Source organism: Verrucomicrobiota bacterium, assembly GCA_021413925.1.
GTDB lineage: Bacteria > Verrucomicrobiota > Verrucomicrobiia > Chthoniobacterales > UBA6821 > UBA6821.
Genome location: JAIOPL010000003.1, coordinates 57,579 through 73,525 on the forward strand (window position 1 = coordinate 57,579; position 15,947 = coordinate 73,525).

General features: G+C 53.4%; 13 protein-coding genes. All 13 read left to right on the top strand.

Features of this window, described 5'->3' with window-relative positions; genetic code table 11:
- The first annotated feature begins 49 nt into the window (after positions 1-49).
- The 13 genes from rfbF to rfbB all read left to right on the top strand — a co-directional run bounded on the left by rfbF (position 50) and on the right by rfbB (position 15,886).
- The gene (gene rfbF, locus K8R57_02215; protein MCE9587108.1) at positions 50-817 is read left to right on the top strand and encodes a glucose-1-phosphate cytidylyltransferase; all 768 of its coding nucleotides are present in this window, start codon (positions 50-52) and stop codon (positions 815-817) included.
- A complete protein-coding gene (gene rfbG, locus K8R57_02220; GenBank protein ID MCE9587109.1) occupies positions 792-1,886 on the top strand; it encodes a CDP-glucose 4,6-dehydratase in 1,095 nt (364 codons plus the stop codon). The genes rfbF and rfbG overlap by 26 nt, the downstream gene beginning before the upstream one ends.
- Positions 1,887-1,891: 5 nt before the next feature.
- A complete protein-coding gene (locus K8R57_02225) occupies positions 1,892-2,278 on the top strand; it encodes a GxxExxY protein (protein ID MCE9587110.1) in 387 nt (128 codons plus the stop codon).
- Positions 2,279-2,365: 87 nt separating this feature from the next.
- Positions 2,366-3,970, top strand: coding sequence for a lipopolysaccharide biosynthesis protein RfbH (gene rfbH / locus K8R57_02230; GenBank protein ID MCE9587111.1), 1,605 nt, complete (start codon positions 2,366-2,368; stop codon positions 3,968-3,970).
- Between the two features lie 97 nt (positions 3,971-4,067).
- Positions 4,068-5,099: an NAD-dependent epimerase/dehydratase family protein gene (locus K8R57_02235; protein MCE9587112.1), complete on the top strand. Its 1,032-nt coding sequence runs from the start codon at positions 4,068-4,070 to the stop codon at positions 5,097-5,099.
- A gap of 10 nt (positions 5,100-5,109) precedes the next feature.
- Positions 5,110-6,312, top strand: a complete 1,203-nt coding sequence (locus K8R57_02240) for a class I SAM-dependent methyltransferase (GenBank protein ID MCE9587113.1) — start codon at positions 5,110-5,112, stop codon at positions 6,310-6,312.
- Entirely contained in the window at positions 6,309-8,135 is a 1,827-nt protein-coding gene (locus K8R57_02245) for a thiamine pyrophosphate-binding protein (GenBank protein MCE9587114.1), read from the top strand. The genes K8R57_02240 and K8R57_02245 overlap by 4 nt, the downstream gene beginning before the upstream one ends.
- Positions 8,136-8,143: 8 nt before the next feature.
- Entirely contained in the window at positions 8,144-9,253 is a 1,110-nt protein-coding gene (locus K8R57_02250; protein ID MCE9587115.1) for an FkbM family methyltransferase, read from the top strand.
- Positions 9,250-9,906 (top strand): HAD hydrolase-like protein, encoded by a 657-nt coding sequence (locus tag K8R57_02255; protein ID MCE9587116.1) that lies wholly within the window; start codon positions 9,250-9,252, stop codon positions 9,904-9,906. The genes K8R57_02250 and K8R57_02255 overlap by 4 nt, the downstream gene beginning before the upstream one ends.
- Positions 9,907-9,919: 13 nt before the next feature.
- A complete protein-coding gene (locus K8R57_02260) occupies positions 9,920-11,002 on the top strand; it encodes an N-acetylneuraminate synthase family protein (protein ID MCE9587117.1) in 1,083 nt (360 codons plus the stop codon).
- A gap of 26 nt (positions 11,003-11,028) precedes the next feature.
- Positions 11,029-11,958, top strand: a complete 930-nt coding sequence (locus tag K8R57_02265) for a glycosyltransferase family 2 protein (GenBank protein MCE9587118.1) — start codon at positions 11,029-11,031, stop codon at positions 11,956-11,958.
- A 260-nt stretch (positions 11,959-12,218) separates the two neighbouring features.
- On the top strand, positions 12,219-14,447 hold the full coding sequence (locus K8R57_02270; protein MCE9587119.1) for a YfhO family protein: 2,229 nt from the start codon (positions 12,219-12,221) through the stop codon (positions 14,445-14,447).
- A gap of 371 nt (positions 14,448-14,818) precedes the next feature.
- Positions 14,819-15,886, top strand: a complete 1,068-nt coding sequence (rfbB, locus tag K8R57_02275; GenBank protein ID MCE9587120.1) for a dTDP-glucose 4,6-dehydratase — start codon at positions 14,819-14,821, stop codon at positions 15,884-15,886.
- Positions 15,887-15,947: the final 61 nt, after the last annotated feature.

The window sequence follows — 15,947 nt, forward strand, 5'->3', positions numbered from 1 at the left end:
TATCAATCCAACCTTCCCTTCCTTGAAGCGGGCGTGTAGGAGATTCTAGATGAAATGCGTCATTCTGGCGGGGGGTCTGGGAACCCGCATCAGTGAGGAAACAGCCTCCCGTCCCAAGCCCATGGTCGAGATCGGTGGGAAGCCTGTTCTCTGGCATGTGATGAAGATATACTCATTCTACGGCATACGCGATTTCATCATCTGCGCCGGATATAAGGGATATGTCATCAAGGAGTACTTCGCGAATTACTTCCTTCATATGTCCGATGTGACTTTCGATATGGAGAAGAACTCCATGGAGGTGCACGAAAAACACGCCGAACCATGGCGTGTCACCATCGTCGATACAGGTGACAATACCATGACCGGGGGTCGTTTGAAGAGAGTCGCCAACTACGTTGGTAATGAGACCTTCTGCATGACTTACGGTGACGGAGTGGGGGATGTGGACATTCCGGCATCCATCTCGGCTCATAAGGCCTCGGGCAAAAAGGCAACGGTCACAGCCGTACAACCGCCGGGCCGCTTTGGAGCACTCCACGTGAAGGGCAACTCTGTTAAGGGATTCATCGAGAAGCCGGAGGGTGATGGAGGGTGGATTAATGGAGGATTCTTTGTCTTGGAGCCCTCCGTGCTGGAATACATCAAGGATGACTCCACGACCTGGGAGCAGGAGCCCCTCAAGAGACTTGCCGCTGAAGGACAACTTTACGCCCATCAGCACCGCGGCTTCTGGCAGCCCATGGACACACTTCGTGACAAACAGCTTCTCGAGGAGTTTTGGAAAAACCATAAAGCCTCCTGGAAAACGTGGTAAACATAACGTGGTAAACTTAAAGCAGTCATTCGAAGGAAAGCGGGTTTGGCTTTCCGGTCACACCGGATTCAAGGGATCTTGGCTCTCTGAGTGGCTTCTTGATCTCGGGGCCATTGTCCGTGGATATGCCCTGACTCCCGACACAAAACCGGCACTCTTCGATCAGCTTGAATTGGTCGGTAGACTAGAGCATGAAGTGGCCGATATTCGGAATGGGGAGACTGTTGGCAAATCCATCCACTCTTTCCGGCCTGATTTCGTGATTCATATGGCGGCGCAACCACTTGTGAGGCGCTCCTATGCAATCCCCATCGAGACCTATGAGACTAATGTCATGGGTACGATTCATGTGCTCGAGGCACTTCGTGGACTCACAACGAATTGTTCCGCAGTCATTGTCACCACGGACAAGTGCTACGAGAACCATGAGTCCGGTAGGGACTACGAAGAGAGTGATTCACTCGGCGGTCACGACCCCTACAGTTCGAGCAAAGCTATGGCCGAAATCGCTACAGCGGCTTACCGGAAATCCTATTTTCAGAATGGCACGATTCGCATTGCCAGCGCCCGGGCAGGCAATGTTATCGGCGGTGGTGATTGGGCGGAAGACAGAATTGTTCCTGATGCCATGAGGGCCTTGGACAACAAAGAAAGCATCTCCGTCCGTAACCCCAGAGCAGTTCGTCCTTGGCAGCATGTCCTAGAACCCCTTGGCGGATACCTGTCGCTTGTGTCCGGCCTTGTCCATGACAAAGCGCTTGCAACTGCATTCAACTTTGGGCCCGGGCCGGATTCTAACCGAACAGTTTCCGATCTCGTTGTGGAAATTCTCAAACACCGGAAGGGTGAGTGGACTGATGCCAGTGATCCTACCGCCCTACATGAAGCCACCCTCTTGAATCTTTCCATTGAAAAAGCAGACCAACTATTAGGGTGGAGGCCTAAATGGGGCTTTGAGGAGACGATTTCAAAGACAGTTGCCTGGTATGCACGGGTTCATATCGGAACCGTTTCAGCTTTGGAAATCACCCAATCACAGATCGCTGAATATCAGGAGAATTTACCATGAAGAGCATGGAGATGATAAAGACTGCAAAGAGTGAGTTAGCTACTAAAGTGATTGGTGCTGCCATTGATGTGCACAGGCAACTTGGCCCTGGCTTGCTGGAGTCGGCTTATGAAGCATGCCTTTGTCATGAGCTAACCATTCTAGGCATCCCCTTTGTGAGTCAGGCAGCTTTGGAGATAGTTTATAAAGGTGAGCGTATAGACTGTGCTTACCGGATGGATATGGTGGTGGATCAAACGATTCTTCTGGAGTTAAAAAGCGTGGAATCTCTCCAACCCATTCATCAGGCGCAGATCATCAGCTACTTGAAACTTTCAGGTCTGAAGCAGGGGCTTTTGATCAACTTCAATGTACGCGCTCTCAAGGATGGCATCAAAAGCTTCCTGAATTAATGTGCTCCACCATGAAGATCATGAAGAGTATATCATTTCTCGCTTTATGTTCTTTATGCCCTCCATGGTAAAAAACTCTTTTCACCTATGAACAAATCCCTTCCTGAACTGAAAGCCGAGATTCTGCGCCTGACGCGGGAATATTCCTCCCGTGCCCATTCAGCACAGCGCCCGGGAGGCGATGCTGGTCGCCCCGCCTTTGTTCCCGGAGAAACTACTGTGCCGTACGCGGGACGCGTCTTTACTGAGGACGAGGTCGAGGCAGCCGTTGGAAGTACGCTTGATTTCTGGCTAACCCTTGGGCCTGAAGGTGAGGCTTTTGAGAAAGAGTTAGCCTCATTTCTCGGAGTGAAATATTCGCTACTCGTTAACTCCGGTTCCTCGGCCAACCTGGTTGCCCTTGCCACCCTTACCACTCACAAGCTTCCGGATCATAAACGGATCACACCCGGTGACGAGGTGATCACAGTTGCCGCGGGATTTCCCACGACGGTTTCCCCGATCATCCAGTTGGGTGCCATACCTGTTTTTATCGACAACGATCCCACGACAGGAAATATCCGGGTGGAGCAACTGGAGGCGGCCTTTTCTCCCGGAAAGACGAAGGCCGTCATGATCGCCCATGCTCTCGGAAACCCTTTCGATGTCGCATCTGTTCTTGAGTTTTGCCGAAATCACGATCTCTGGCTGGTCGAGGATAATTGCGATGCCCTCGGTTGTACCTACTCGATGCCCATAGCCAGAGCCAAGGCCTTGGGCCTTGATCATCTCATCAAGCTGGCAGAACAGAATAGTTGCTCGTTGATGATTGATAGTTCTTCGCTGGATGAAGCCAACAACCAGAAACCAACAACTCCCCACAAGCTGCCAGCCATCATCGATGGCCAGCTTGTGGCCTACACCGGGACTTTCGGCGATATCTCTACACAGTCATTCTATCCTCCGCATCACCTGACCATGGGAGAAGGTGGAGCCGTGAATATCATCTCCCGCCCACCGCTTAAGACCTATGCCGAGAGTTTCCGTGACTGGGGGCGCGACTGCTGGTGTCCTTCCGGCAAGGACGATACCTGCGGAAAGCGATTTGGCTGGAATCTCGGGGAACTTCCTCCGGGCTACGATCACAAGTACACCTACAGCCACCTCGGCTATAACCTGAAGCCACTTGATCCACAGGCAGCAATTGGCCGACAGCAACTTAAGAAGCTACCGGCTTTCATTGATGCACGAACCAGAAATTGGGAGTATCTCAGGACAGGCCTTGCCGATCTGGAAGATGTCTTTGAATTTAGCCTCCCTTCTCATGCGACCGCATGGAATAAGCCCTCGACTCTCGACCCTCGACTCTCGTCATTCTGCTGGGATTCTTCTGGAAGCACGACTCATTGCTCCTGGTTCGGCTTCATGCTCCGTGTGAAGCCTTCCGCTGCCTTTAAGCACACCGATCTGGTGCGACATCTTGATTCCAAGAAAATTGGCAACCGGATGTTCTTCGGGGGAAACCTCCTTCGCCAACCCGTCTTTGTGCAACTCCGCAAGGATCGTCCTGATTCCTTCCGTGTTGTGGGTGAGATGACTGGTGCTGACGCCATCATGAACCAAGCCCTCTTCCTCGGGACTTTCCCTGGCCTGACTAAGGAGATGATGGATTACGAAATCGACACAATTAGAGCCTTTGTCCGGGATCGGTGAAAAGTTCACCATGGAGAGCATAAAGAACATGTAGAAGAGATAAGAATCGCTATTGGCATTCCCTTCATGAACTTCATGGTAAATATCAACTGATCCGATGCCATTCCCCCCACTTCCCGAGGAAGATCTGGAGCATGTACTCGCGCATACACGCCCTCTTTGGGAACAATTTCGCGGTGCTAGGATTTTTGTGACCGGAGCCACAGGGTTCTTCGGTATCTGGCTGTTGGAGAGTTTTGCATATGCAAACGAGAGCCTGAGCCTTGGCTCCGAGTTGGTAGGACTGAGTCGTGATCCCAAGGCATTTGAGGCCAAGGCTCAGCATCTGGTTGATCATCCCTCTATCAGTTTGATCAAGGGAGATGTCAGGGATTTCGAGTTTCCCGAGGGAGCCTTCTCACATGTTATCCATGCCGGCACGACATCCAGCAGTCCCGTTGCTCCGCTCGAGATGCTGGACACCATTATTAAGGGAACCCGTCGCACCCTGGATTTCGCGGTAGCGTCCGGAGCTAAGCGCTTTCTCTTTGTCAGTTCAGGCGCAGTTTATGGAAAGCAGCCTCCCGAAGTGACCCATCTTTCGGAAACTTATCAGGGAGCTCCCGACCCAATGGATCAGAACTCTGCTTATGGAGAGGGAAAGCGTGTTGGTGAACTCCTTTGCGCCATCGTTCATCAGGAGCATGGCTTGGATACCACGATCGCCCGCTGCTTTGCCTTTGTCGGCCCCCATCTTCCGCTTGATGCACACTTCGCCATTGGGAATTTCATCCGGGACGCCATGAAGGGCGATCAGATCAAGGTTAAGAATGGCACCCCTTATCGTTCCTATCTCTATGCAGCTGATCTTGCTATCTGGCTTTGGACCATTCTCTTCAAGGGAGCGGCATGTCGTCCCTACAATATCGGCTCCGATCAGGAGATCACGATCGCTCATCTCGCTGAAACAGTTGCCTCCACTCTTGGTGGTTCTGTTCTACCTTCTGATTCAATTTCTAACTTCAACTCTCCAGCATCTCGCTACGTTCCATCCGTGAAGCGTGCATTGTCCGAAATGGATTTGAATATGAAGATCCCCTTGAGAGAGTCGCTTCTGCGCACTGCCTCATGGCATACTTCCCAACGCTGATCCAAAACCCATGCAGGAAAAAGCTCTCCTTCGTCACTGTCCGATCTGCGACTGCCGTGTCGGCAGGGTGATCCATACCCAGAACTTTCAATTAAGCGAGGGGCATCTCCTTCCTTCGGTTTGCGATTATGTTGTCTGTAATGCCTGCGGTTTTGTCTTTTCCGATACCGCGGTCGACCAGGCTGGATATGACGCTTACTACTCCGCCATGTCGAAGTATGCAGACAATGCTACCTCGACGGGTGCCGGCGTCCTTCCCTGGGATAAGGAGCGTCTAGACGGCTTGGCGGATCAAGTGGCCGGTTTCTGCGACAAGCGCACCGCCCGTATTGTAGATATCGGATGCGCAAACGGAGGGCTCCTTACCGCCCTGCAGTCCAAGGGGTTCCTGAATGTCTTCGGCATCGATCCTTCGCCGGCTTGCGTGGAGGCCACGCTTAATCTCGCAAAGGGAGATGCTTGGGTTGGCACGTTGGCATCTATTCCAGAGGAAGCGGGAACCTTTGACGGCATCATCCTTAGTCATGTCGTGGAGCATGTTAGGGACCTCTCGGCGGCCATGGAATTGGTGCATCGACTGCTGAATCCTGGAGGATGGGTTTACATCGAGGTGCCAGATGCTTCTCGCTACAAGGAGTTTCTCGTGGCCCCGTTTCAGGATTTCAATACTGAACACATCAATCACTTCTCGGAGACGAGTCTGGCCAATCTCTGTCGTCGTAACCGCTTCTTGCCTGAACTTAGCGGAACCAAGATCATCTACTCCTCGAAGGATATGCCCTACCCCGCGCTATTTTGGTTCGCACGGAAGTCGGAGGAACGCTCGCCTGTCGTTAAGGATGAATCACTTGAAGGATCCTTGGAGGATTATGTCGCGGCCTCCCATTTACTGATGGCCCGTATCGATGCAAATATCCGGAAGTTGATCAATGAATATCCCAAAATCATTGTTTGGGGAACTGGTCAACTGACCCTGAAGCTACTTTCCGATACTTGTCTGCGTGATGCCAACATAGCGGCTTTCGTGGATGGAAACCCTATCAATCAGGGCAAGTTGTTGCATGGCATCAAAGTCATTGCAGGTTCGGAAATCCATGCGCCGCAAATGCCTATTCTTGTCTGTTCGCTCATTAATGCGGATTCCATTCTGGAGACTATCCGCACTTTGAATCTTACGAACCCTGTCGCCACCTTGCTCAAAGGATTAGAATGAGCCAGATCCGTCTTTCCGATTATATCTTCCAAACTCTCGCCGACAGAGGGCTCGACCATGTCTTTCTTGTCACTGGTGGGGGAGCGATGCACCTCAACGATGCCGTTGCCATCGAAAATCGGATTCACCGCATTTGCTGCCATCATGAGCAGGCCTGTGCGATCGCGGCGGAAGGCTACGCAAGGATCAGCGGCAAACCCGGCATTGTTAACGTCACGACCGGCCCCGGGGGGATCAACGCGCTGAACGGTGTCTTCGGAGCCTGGACCGACTCGATTCCGATGCTTGTGATCTCCGGACAGGTAAAGCGGGAGACCATGATGCAGACCCATGGGTTGATCGGCCGGATCAGGCAACTCGGCGACCAGGAGGCGGACATCATCGGGATGGTCCGGGGAATCACCAAATACGCGGTCACGATCACGGAACCCGAGACGATTCGGTACCATCTGGAGAGGGCCATCCATCTTGCTTCCAACGGCAGACCGGGGCCCTGCTGGATCGACATCCCGGTGGATGTCCAGGCCGCACAAGTCGATCCCGATACAATGCGCCCTTACAATCCTGCAGAGGATGACAAAAAAGTGGATCGAGCCGACCTGGAAGCCAAAGCCAAGGAGGTGCTCGCCTTGCTCAGTTCCGCGGAAAGACCGATCCTCCTGGCCGGCACAGGGGTGAGACTTGCGGGGGCTGAGGAACTGCTTCTCCGGGTAGCTGAAACCCTGCGGGTTCCGATCGCCACGGCCTGGACCCATGATCTGATCGCCTCTGATCATCCACTTTATGCCGGCAGGCAGGGGACCATTGGAACCCGCGCGGGAAATTTTACCGTTCAGAATGCCGACTTCGTCCTGATTCTCGGCAGCCGTCTCTGTATCCGGCAGATCAGTTACAACTGGTCGAGCTTTGCCCGTACGGCCCGCACTGCTCAGGTCGACATCGACCCGGCTGAACTCTCCAAGCCGACATTCCAAGCCGATCTTCCGATTGAGGCCGATGTGCGCGACTTTCTGGAGATTCTGCTTCGCGAGTCCGGGCAAGGTCAGCCCACTGAGCTGGTGCAACGCGAAGATTGGCTCTCCTGGTGTCGTGAGCGCGTGGAGAGGAATCCTATCGTGCTTCAAAAGCATCGCACTGCTCCCCTCGGGCGTATCAACCAGTATCATTTCATTGAGCTTCTTTTCTCTGAGGCTCACGATGATGCGGTCTTTGCCTGCGGGAATGCCACCGCCTGCATCACCCCCTTTCAGGCGGGCGTTCTGAAAAAAGGGCAGCGCCTGTTCAGCAACTCCGGTTCCGCCTCGATGGGCTATGATCTTCCTGCCGCCATCGGCGCTTCCGTTGCTGATCCTGGCAGGACAGTGATCTGCCTTGCGGGAGATGGGAGTCTGCAGATGAACGTGCAGGAGTTTGCCACCCTTGCCTCGTTGAAGTTGCCCGTGAAAGTCTTCGTGCTGGAAAATGGTGGCTATCTCTCGATTCGATCCACCCAGCGCAATTTCTTTGGTCGCCTTGTGGGGGAGGGTCCGGAGAGCGGTCTCGGTTTTCCTGATTTCGTGAAACTTGCGGAAGCCTATGGTCTTCCCTCCCATCTTCTCGACACGGAGAATCCTGCCGCAGACATCTCGCGGGTCCTGAACGCGGATGGGCCTCAAGTTGTGGTGGTGCCGCTCGATCTGGATCAGGGCTTCGAGCCTAAGACCAGTTCCAAGCGCCTACCTGATGGACGCATGGTCACTGCTCCCTTGGAGGATATGGCGCCCTTTCTAGAGCGCGAAGAGTTTCTCTCCAATATGCTAGTTGAGCCCCTAAAGGATTGTTAATGGATATCTTGCGTAAAAGTCTAAGCGCCCTGCTGGAGACAGCTTCCCACCCGCTTCCTGAGCGGGACCTTCCGGAGATCGTCATTTATGGAGCTGGCAACTGCGGCAGGAAACTTGCCAAAACAACAATCGCCCAAGGAATACGAGTCCTTGCCTTCCTGGATGCCAGGGCTGAATCCTTAAGAACGGTCGATGGGATACCCTGTCATTTGCCGGTCTCGGAAGAGGCCTGTGCCTTGGCTGCGAAAGGAATTCCGGCTATTCTTGGAGTCTTTAATTATGCGGCTGATCCGACACCGATCATTTCCCTTCTGAAGGAGATCGGATTCGCCTCGATCATCTCCTACTTTGAAATCCACGAGCGCCTCGGAATGGCGCCGGAGTTCTGGCTGGCACCCCGTCTTGGTTTGAATGAACGGAAGGAGGAAATCCTGAAAGGACTCGAGCTTTTTGGGGATCCCGTAAGCCGGCAGGTCTATCACGATCATCTGGCTTTCCGCCTGACCTTTGACCAGAGCCTGCTGGCCTCTCCTTTGATCGAGACGCAGTATGCTCCTGCGGATCTTCCTCCTCCTCGTCAACCGATGCGACTCGTTGACGGGGGGGCCTTCATCGGCGACACAGTTGATTTTTTTCTCGATCAGGGGGTCCGGATAGAAGCTGTGGCCGCGTTTGAGCCTGACATGATCAATTTCCGGAAGCTGGTCGATGCGTCAACCCGCTACACAGCAGAGGGCATCGAGACATTGCTCTATCCCTGTGGCATCGGCGGAGAGACCGGAATGCTACGGTTCCAAAGCGGACAGGGAGCAGGGAGTCAGTTGACCGAGAGTGGTGATCTCCATGTGCAGGTGATGGCTCTTGACGATGTGCTGCCGAATTTCAAACCCACCCTGATAAAGTTGGATATCGAAGGCGCAGAGATTGAAGCTCTGAATGGCGCCCGACGAACAATCCAGCAAGGAATGCCAGATCTAGCCGTTTGCGTTTACCATACGCCTACCCATCTTTGGGAAATTCCCCAACTGATAAGGAAGCTTTTCCCCGCTTATCGACTCTCTTTACGGGCTCATCGATTCAATGGGTTTGACACTGTTCTTTACGCGAGCAAGAGATGACTAGAAGAGTCTTCAGGAATATTATCTTTGATCTCGATGGGACATTGATCGATTCGTTTCCCGGAATTCTTGAGTCATTAGGACATGCTGTCGTACAAGTGAATCCCTCCCTGGATCTGACTGAGCTCAAGACGCATATCGGCCCCCCATTGCCAGAAATGCTCTCGAGAATGTGGCCTCAGCACGATGAGGAGATAAGAAAAAAGGTATTGTACGAGTTCCGATCAGATTACAATAACCGGGGCTTTCTCTTTTCAGTCGCCTATCCTGGAATTCCGGAGGCCCTGCATCAATTCCAAGCCTTGGGGATTGCGCTCTTCGTGCTGACCAATAAGCCCAAAGCTCCGACCAGAAGGATTCTCGCACATCTGGGGTTGGAATTTCATTTTAGGGAAATCCTATCCCCCGATTCGATTCAACCGCCTCTTTCCAGCAAGTCTGAGGGGGCGCTTCTCCTCGCCAAGAAACACTCGCTAATAGCTTCCGAGACTTTGCTTGTAGGGGATAGTCCAGATGATCTGAAGGCGGCACGGGCAGTCGGATTCGCATTTATGGAAGCCGGGTATGGTTATGGACAGTTTGACGAAATTGTCACAGGGAAAGAGTGGTTGCGGTTGAAAAGCTCCACCGATCTGGCCAAGGTAATTGACTGAACCAATTTTACAAATGATCAACCGCGACTTTTTTGACGAACTCTTCGTCCTCGAGATGGCTAATAACCATTGGGGAAGTTTGGAGCGTGGTCTGAAGATCATCGACGCCTTCTCCAAGATTGTCCGATTCAACAATGTCCGTGCGACGATCAAGTTGCAGTTCCGTGATGTTCACAACTTCATCCACAAGGACTTCAAGGATCGTACCGACATCCGCTACATCAAGAAGACGCTCGACACGCGTCTTTCCAAGGAGGATCTCGCCACTCTGGTCGATGCCATTCGTCAGTCTGGATGTATACCAAGTGCCACGCCATTCGACGAGGCCTCGGTCGATCTGTGTGAGGAACTTGACCTGCCGGTCATCAAACTGGCCAGTTCGGATGTCAATGACTGGTTCCTGATCGAGCGCATTGCTAAGACCAAGAAGCCGGTGCTTGCTTCTTCTGGAGGATCATCGCTTAAGGATCTGGATGATTTGGTAACCTTCTTTGACAATCGCAAGATTCCTCTCGGACTGAACCACTGCGTCTCCCTCTACCCGACCCAGCAGGCCGATCTGGAGCTCAACCAGATCGATTATCTCCGCAACCGCTATCCGCAGAACACGATCGGTCTCTCAACCCATGAGTATGAGGACTGGGAGGCTAGCCTCACGATTGCTTATGCGAAGGGGGCCCGTACCTTTGAGCGTCACATTGACATCGAGGATGGAGGCATCTCCGTATCTCCCTACTGCTCGATACCCCATCAGATCGACACGTGGTTCAAGACCTTCCGCAAAGTGAAGCGGATGTGCGGCACCCCCGGTGTCGCGAAGCGTCGCTGCCCCGCCGAGGAGGTCAAGTACCTCGACGCTCTTGTGCGCGGCGTCTATGCCAAGCGCGACCTGAAGAAAGGGGAATCGATTTCCGATGAGGATGTCTACCTGGCTGTTCCGCTTCAGAAAGGGCAACTCTCCTGCCGTGAGATCATGAGGGGGCAGACGCTTCTGGCTGATATTCCCAAGGATCATCCCCTGCTTATCGACGGAGTTGATACCCCGTACGCTTATGATGAAGAGCTCAAAGCTCTCATTTATGAGCGTGGTATCTAAGAGATTCCAGGCTGCCATCCCCCATCGTGAAGAAGATCAGCATTGTTTCCGGTTGCTTCAACGAAGCTGGAAATGTCGAGGAACTCGTGGCTCGGGTGGCCAAGGTGATGGAGTCCTTGCCGGGCTTCGAGTACGAGCAGATCATCATCGACAATGCCTCCACAGATGGAACTCAGGAGATTCTGAGGAAACTGGCGGCTGGCAATCCCCGGCTGAAGTTGATCCTGAATGCCAGAAACTTCGGGCATATCCGCTCACCCTATCATGGTCTGATGCAGGCTTCGGGAGATGCAGCGATCTATCTAGCCTCCGATTTGCAGGAACCGCCGGAGTTGATTCCTGAGATGATCAAGAAGTGGGAGGAGGGTGCTAAGGCCGTGGTTGCGATCAAAGAATCAAGCGACGAATCGACCCTCTTCTTCGCAGTTCGGCGACTCTATTACCTGCTGGTGGAGGGCCTCGCTGAGTTCAAGACCGTGAAGAATTTCACCGGCTTTGGTCTCTATGATCGTGTGATCCTGGATTACTGCCGCAAGGTGGCTGATCCCTACCCCTACTTCAGGGGTCAGATTTCCGAGATCGGCCTCCCGATCGCCGAGATTTCGTATCATCAACCGGCCCGTAAGCGCGGAATCACGAAAAACAACTTCTTCACCCTTTATGATCTGGCGATGCTCGGCATTACCAATCACTCCAAGGTGCCGCTGAGGTTGGCCGCCATGTTGGGCTTTGTAATGGCAATCTTCAGTCTTCTCGTTGCCTTGGTTTACCTGATCTACAAGCTGATCTTTTGGTACAGCCTGCCTGTCGGTACGGCGCCGCTGGTGATAGGCCTCTTCTTCTTCGCTTCAGTCCAGCTCTTCTTCATTGGCATCCTGGGCGAGTATATCGGGGCGATCCACACACAGGTTCTTAAGAGACCGTTGGTTGTTGAAAAGGAGCGAATCAACTTCTAAATCAAAAAATTTTACCATGAAGGGCATGGAGACCACAAAGTTGGAGGGAGGTTTTTTCTTCATGACCTTTATAGTTTATCTGAAACCCTCTTACGATCCTGATTATGTCATCGAAAAACACATCCCTCTCCCCCTCTGAAACAAGCCTTCGGTGGCCTTTCTGGGGCGGGCTAGTCTTTATTCTAATTATTGCGGTTGGGTGGTTGCTTCAGGCCCCTTCCCGAGAGGAACTTTTCGGGGATACTGGAAAGCTCTGGGATATGCTGAAGGGCCCAGTGGCGGGATGGACTCCTAATTACATGCTTGGGCATAGCTCCGTAGCCTATGATGTGGCGGCGTTGGCGACCTTCCTTGCAAAATCGGCGATGTTACTCTTTGGCGGTTTATTGGGTTCCTTCATCACCCTCAAGCTATTGATTTTGAGTTTTATTCCGCTGAGCGCCCTCTCCATGTGGGCCCTGACCAAGCGGCTCGGATTCGGGCGTTCGATGTCCTCATGGATTGCGCTGGTGTACATCCTTCTTCCCTCGATCCATGTGGCGATAGGCAACTACGAACACTGGACTGTAGGACTCTGCTTTGTCTTCACTCCCCTGATCCTGCGAGGGATCGTTGCAGTTGCAGAGGAAGGCTCTCCACGTGAGATCGTGGGACTTGGACTCGCTGCTGCAGCCCTTGCATTAAGCTACACAAAGATCGCCGTTGTGATGTCGCCGATGCTGCTTATCTGGACTGCAGAGGTCCTTCGTCAGAACCGCCTTCATCTCCGCCGCGCATTGATCGGTTATGGGTTTGCCATACTTGTTGCGATTGGCACGGCGGTGATCTTCCTTCTGCCTGGATCCAGAGAGTTCGGATTCGCGGCGGGATTTCTCTTTGATCCTGTTGATGGCTGGAAGCATCACTACGCCTTCAAGACGCCTCTACTCTGGATCGACATTTGGGGATTCCTGACCAAGGGTAATCCGGAACTGATGGGGGATGCCCAGATGTTCCAGATTGGTCTGATCCCGCTTCTGGCCCTCTCGCTGGCGCTTTCACTCTCCAATCTTGCCGAGTGGCGGGCATCGAAGCTTGGACGCTGGTTCCTGACTCTGAGCGGGTGCTGGCTTCTCTCGATCTGGTTCGCTTCCGGTCCCGATGGGATTCTGCTCGGGCACATCAATGTCCTTAAGACCTCCCAAGGACTGCCGGATACATCGATCCCGATTCTATGGCTCTCAGTCATCTGGATTGGCTGGCTGATCTACAAAACCGCATCGCAGTTACTTCCCAATTATAAGTTGGTATCCGCTCTCGTTACGGTGATCGTACTAGTGGTGCCGGTCTTCAAGATTGCGGAGTTCTTACCTCTTTTTAACGACATCCGGGCCCCCGAGTCATTCTGGAGCGTGGGTGGATTCTGCTGTCTCGCCGCCGCGGTGGGGATGGCCTTCTGGATGCTTTTCACTGAGGTCGTGAGGTCAGCATGGCGCAAGCCACTCGCGATAGCTGTGGGAGTGGTCCTGTTGGTTGAACTCTATCCGATTCACTCGGCCTACTGGACTCGCGGAATGGATCGCCAGCTCTTCACGGAGTATGATCAGGCTGCTGCTTTCCTCAAGACGGCACCTCTCCAGGGACGTGTTCATCCTCTCAGTGGGCGATATTTCTACCTCACTCTTCCCGAGAAGGCAGGACGTGCTATCGACAGTGAATCACTGCTACGCCACTTCCAGCTAAAGTGGGTCCGTCATTTGGAAGCGGCCGGTAACGCATCGGGCGATTCGTTAAGGAGCTTCATGAATGTGGTTGGTGTCGCCTATATCCTGCTCGATAAGGAGGATCCCTTCTCGCCTAAGCAGATGCAGGATTTCTTTCGATCCGTTTATCCAGTGGTTTTTGAGAACCGCTACTTCGCGGTGCTGGCAAATCCCGGAACTCTTTACCCCGCTTTCCTGGCCCATGATTTTGTCTCGCTGCCTCCTGACAGCTACGCGATGGCGCCGGCCGCTCTACAACTCCTGAATCAGAATATCGCTACGGTGGAGATGGCTGCTCCTAATCCCTCGATCCCAGGCTTCGCCGGAATGGCCAAAGGCGCCAACCAGATCGAATTGCAGGCGCAATACCAGGGTAAGGCGGGACAGCCATTCGGTCGAGTCCCTCTTGTTGGCAACCGCATGGATGACTACCAGCGGATGACCTATCAGCTTCCCCCGACCGCCTCGGGATGGCTCGTGGTCTCCGAGGCGTATCATCCTGACTGGACCGTGACGATCGATGGGAAGTCTGCGCAGACGACCCGGGCCGAGGCCGCGTTGCTTGGCACCTTTGTGGCGGCTGGCTCCCATGAAGTGACCTTCAAGTTCAAGGCTCCCGCTTGGTACTCCCTCTGCCTCGCTCTTGGCACTCTCAGCTGGATCGTGGCACTCGCGGCCCTTCTTTACCTTCCCTCAAAATGGGCTCCCTCCAAATGGCGTGAGTGGTGGGTGTCAGGAAAGGCGTAAGTCTAAAGGCTGAAGGCGTAAGTTAAAGGGATGAGGGGTCAACTATCCTATGGCGGCATCCCTTTCATCTACTTCATCCCTGTGAATTCTTGTTGTAGTTTCGCTTTTTTGCGTGAGATCAAGCTTCCGGATTCCCTCCGTCTCCGTAGTGGTCATCTGGCAAAATTCATGATGGAATGTCATCTTGTACCGCCCTGTTCGGCCTCCCGCTTTTCAAGTCACGACTCCCAATCATGTTTACTGTCCATACCTATGGGTTTACCCACGGCGAAGGGCGGCAGCATGGCCGAGCAATCCTATCGTTAATGGAGTTATTTTGAACCAAGTAATCTAAAAGCCTTCGACCTTCGACTCTCGTCTCTCGACTTACTATGCCCTCAATCCTCGTTACCGGCGGTGCCGGCTTCATCGGCTCCAATTTCGTGCTCGACTGGATGTCCCGTGAACAAGACTCCATCATCAATCTCGATAAGCTGACCTATGCCGGGAATCTCCAGAACCTTGCTTCATTGGAGGGGAATCCCAGACACACATTTGTCCGTGGTGACATCGGAGATGCCGAGTTGGCCGCCAGACTTCTCGCTGATCATAAGCCAAGAGCGATCGTGAACTTCGCCGCCGAGTCGCATGTCGACCGCTCGATTCATGGGCCTGCCGAGTTCATCGAGACGAACATTGTCGGCACCTTTCAGCTTCTGGAGGCAACCCGTGCCTACTGGAACAGCCTCAGCGACACGGATAAAAAAGCCTTCCGATTTCTCCATGTCTCCACTGATGAGGTCTATGGATCGCTATCACCGACTGATCCCGCATTCACTGAGACGAAGCAGTACGAGCCGAATAGTCCCTACTCGGCCAGTAAGGCTGCCTCGGACCACCTTGTCCGCGCCTATCATCACACCTACGGCCTGCCGGTCCTGACAACGAATTGCTCGAACAACTACGGCCCCTACCACTTCCCTGAGAAGCTGATCCCTCTCGTCATTCACAACGCTCTTGCCGGCAAACCCCTCCCGATTTACGGAGATGGACAGCAGGTCCGCGACTGGCTCTACGTGAAGGATCACGCCTCGGCCATCCGTCGTGTCCTTGAGTCTGGCAGGGTGGGGGAGACCTATAATGTCGGCGGCTGGAATGAGAAGCCGAACCTCGACGTGGTGCACACGCTCTGCGCGATCCTCGACGAGCTGTCACCTTGTGCCGATGGCAAGAGCTATGCGGAGCAGATCACCTATGTCACGGATCGCCCGGGGCACGATCGGCGCTATGCGATCGATGCGACCAAGATCAACTGGGATCTAGGTTGGAAGCCAGCTGAGACCTTCGAGACCGGCATCCGCAAGACCGTGCAATGGTATCTCGACAATCAGGAGTGGGTGCAGAACATCACCACAGGTGCCTACAAGGACTGGGTCACCAAGCAGTATCAGACTGAATAGGGGTTTAGACTGTAGGCTGTTAGGCTATAGCAAATGAACCATATCATCATTCAGCCCCGGC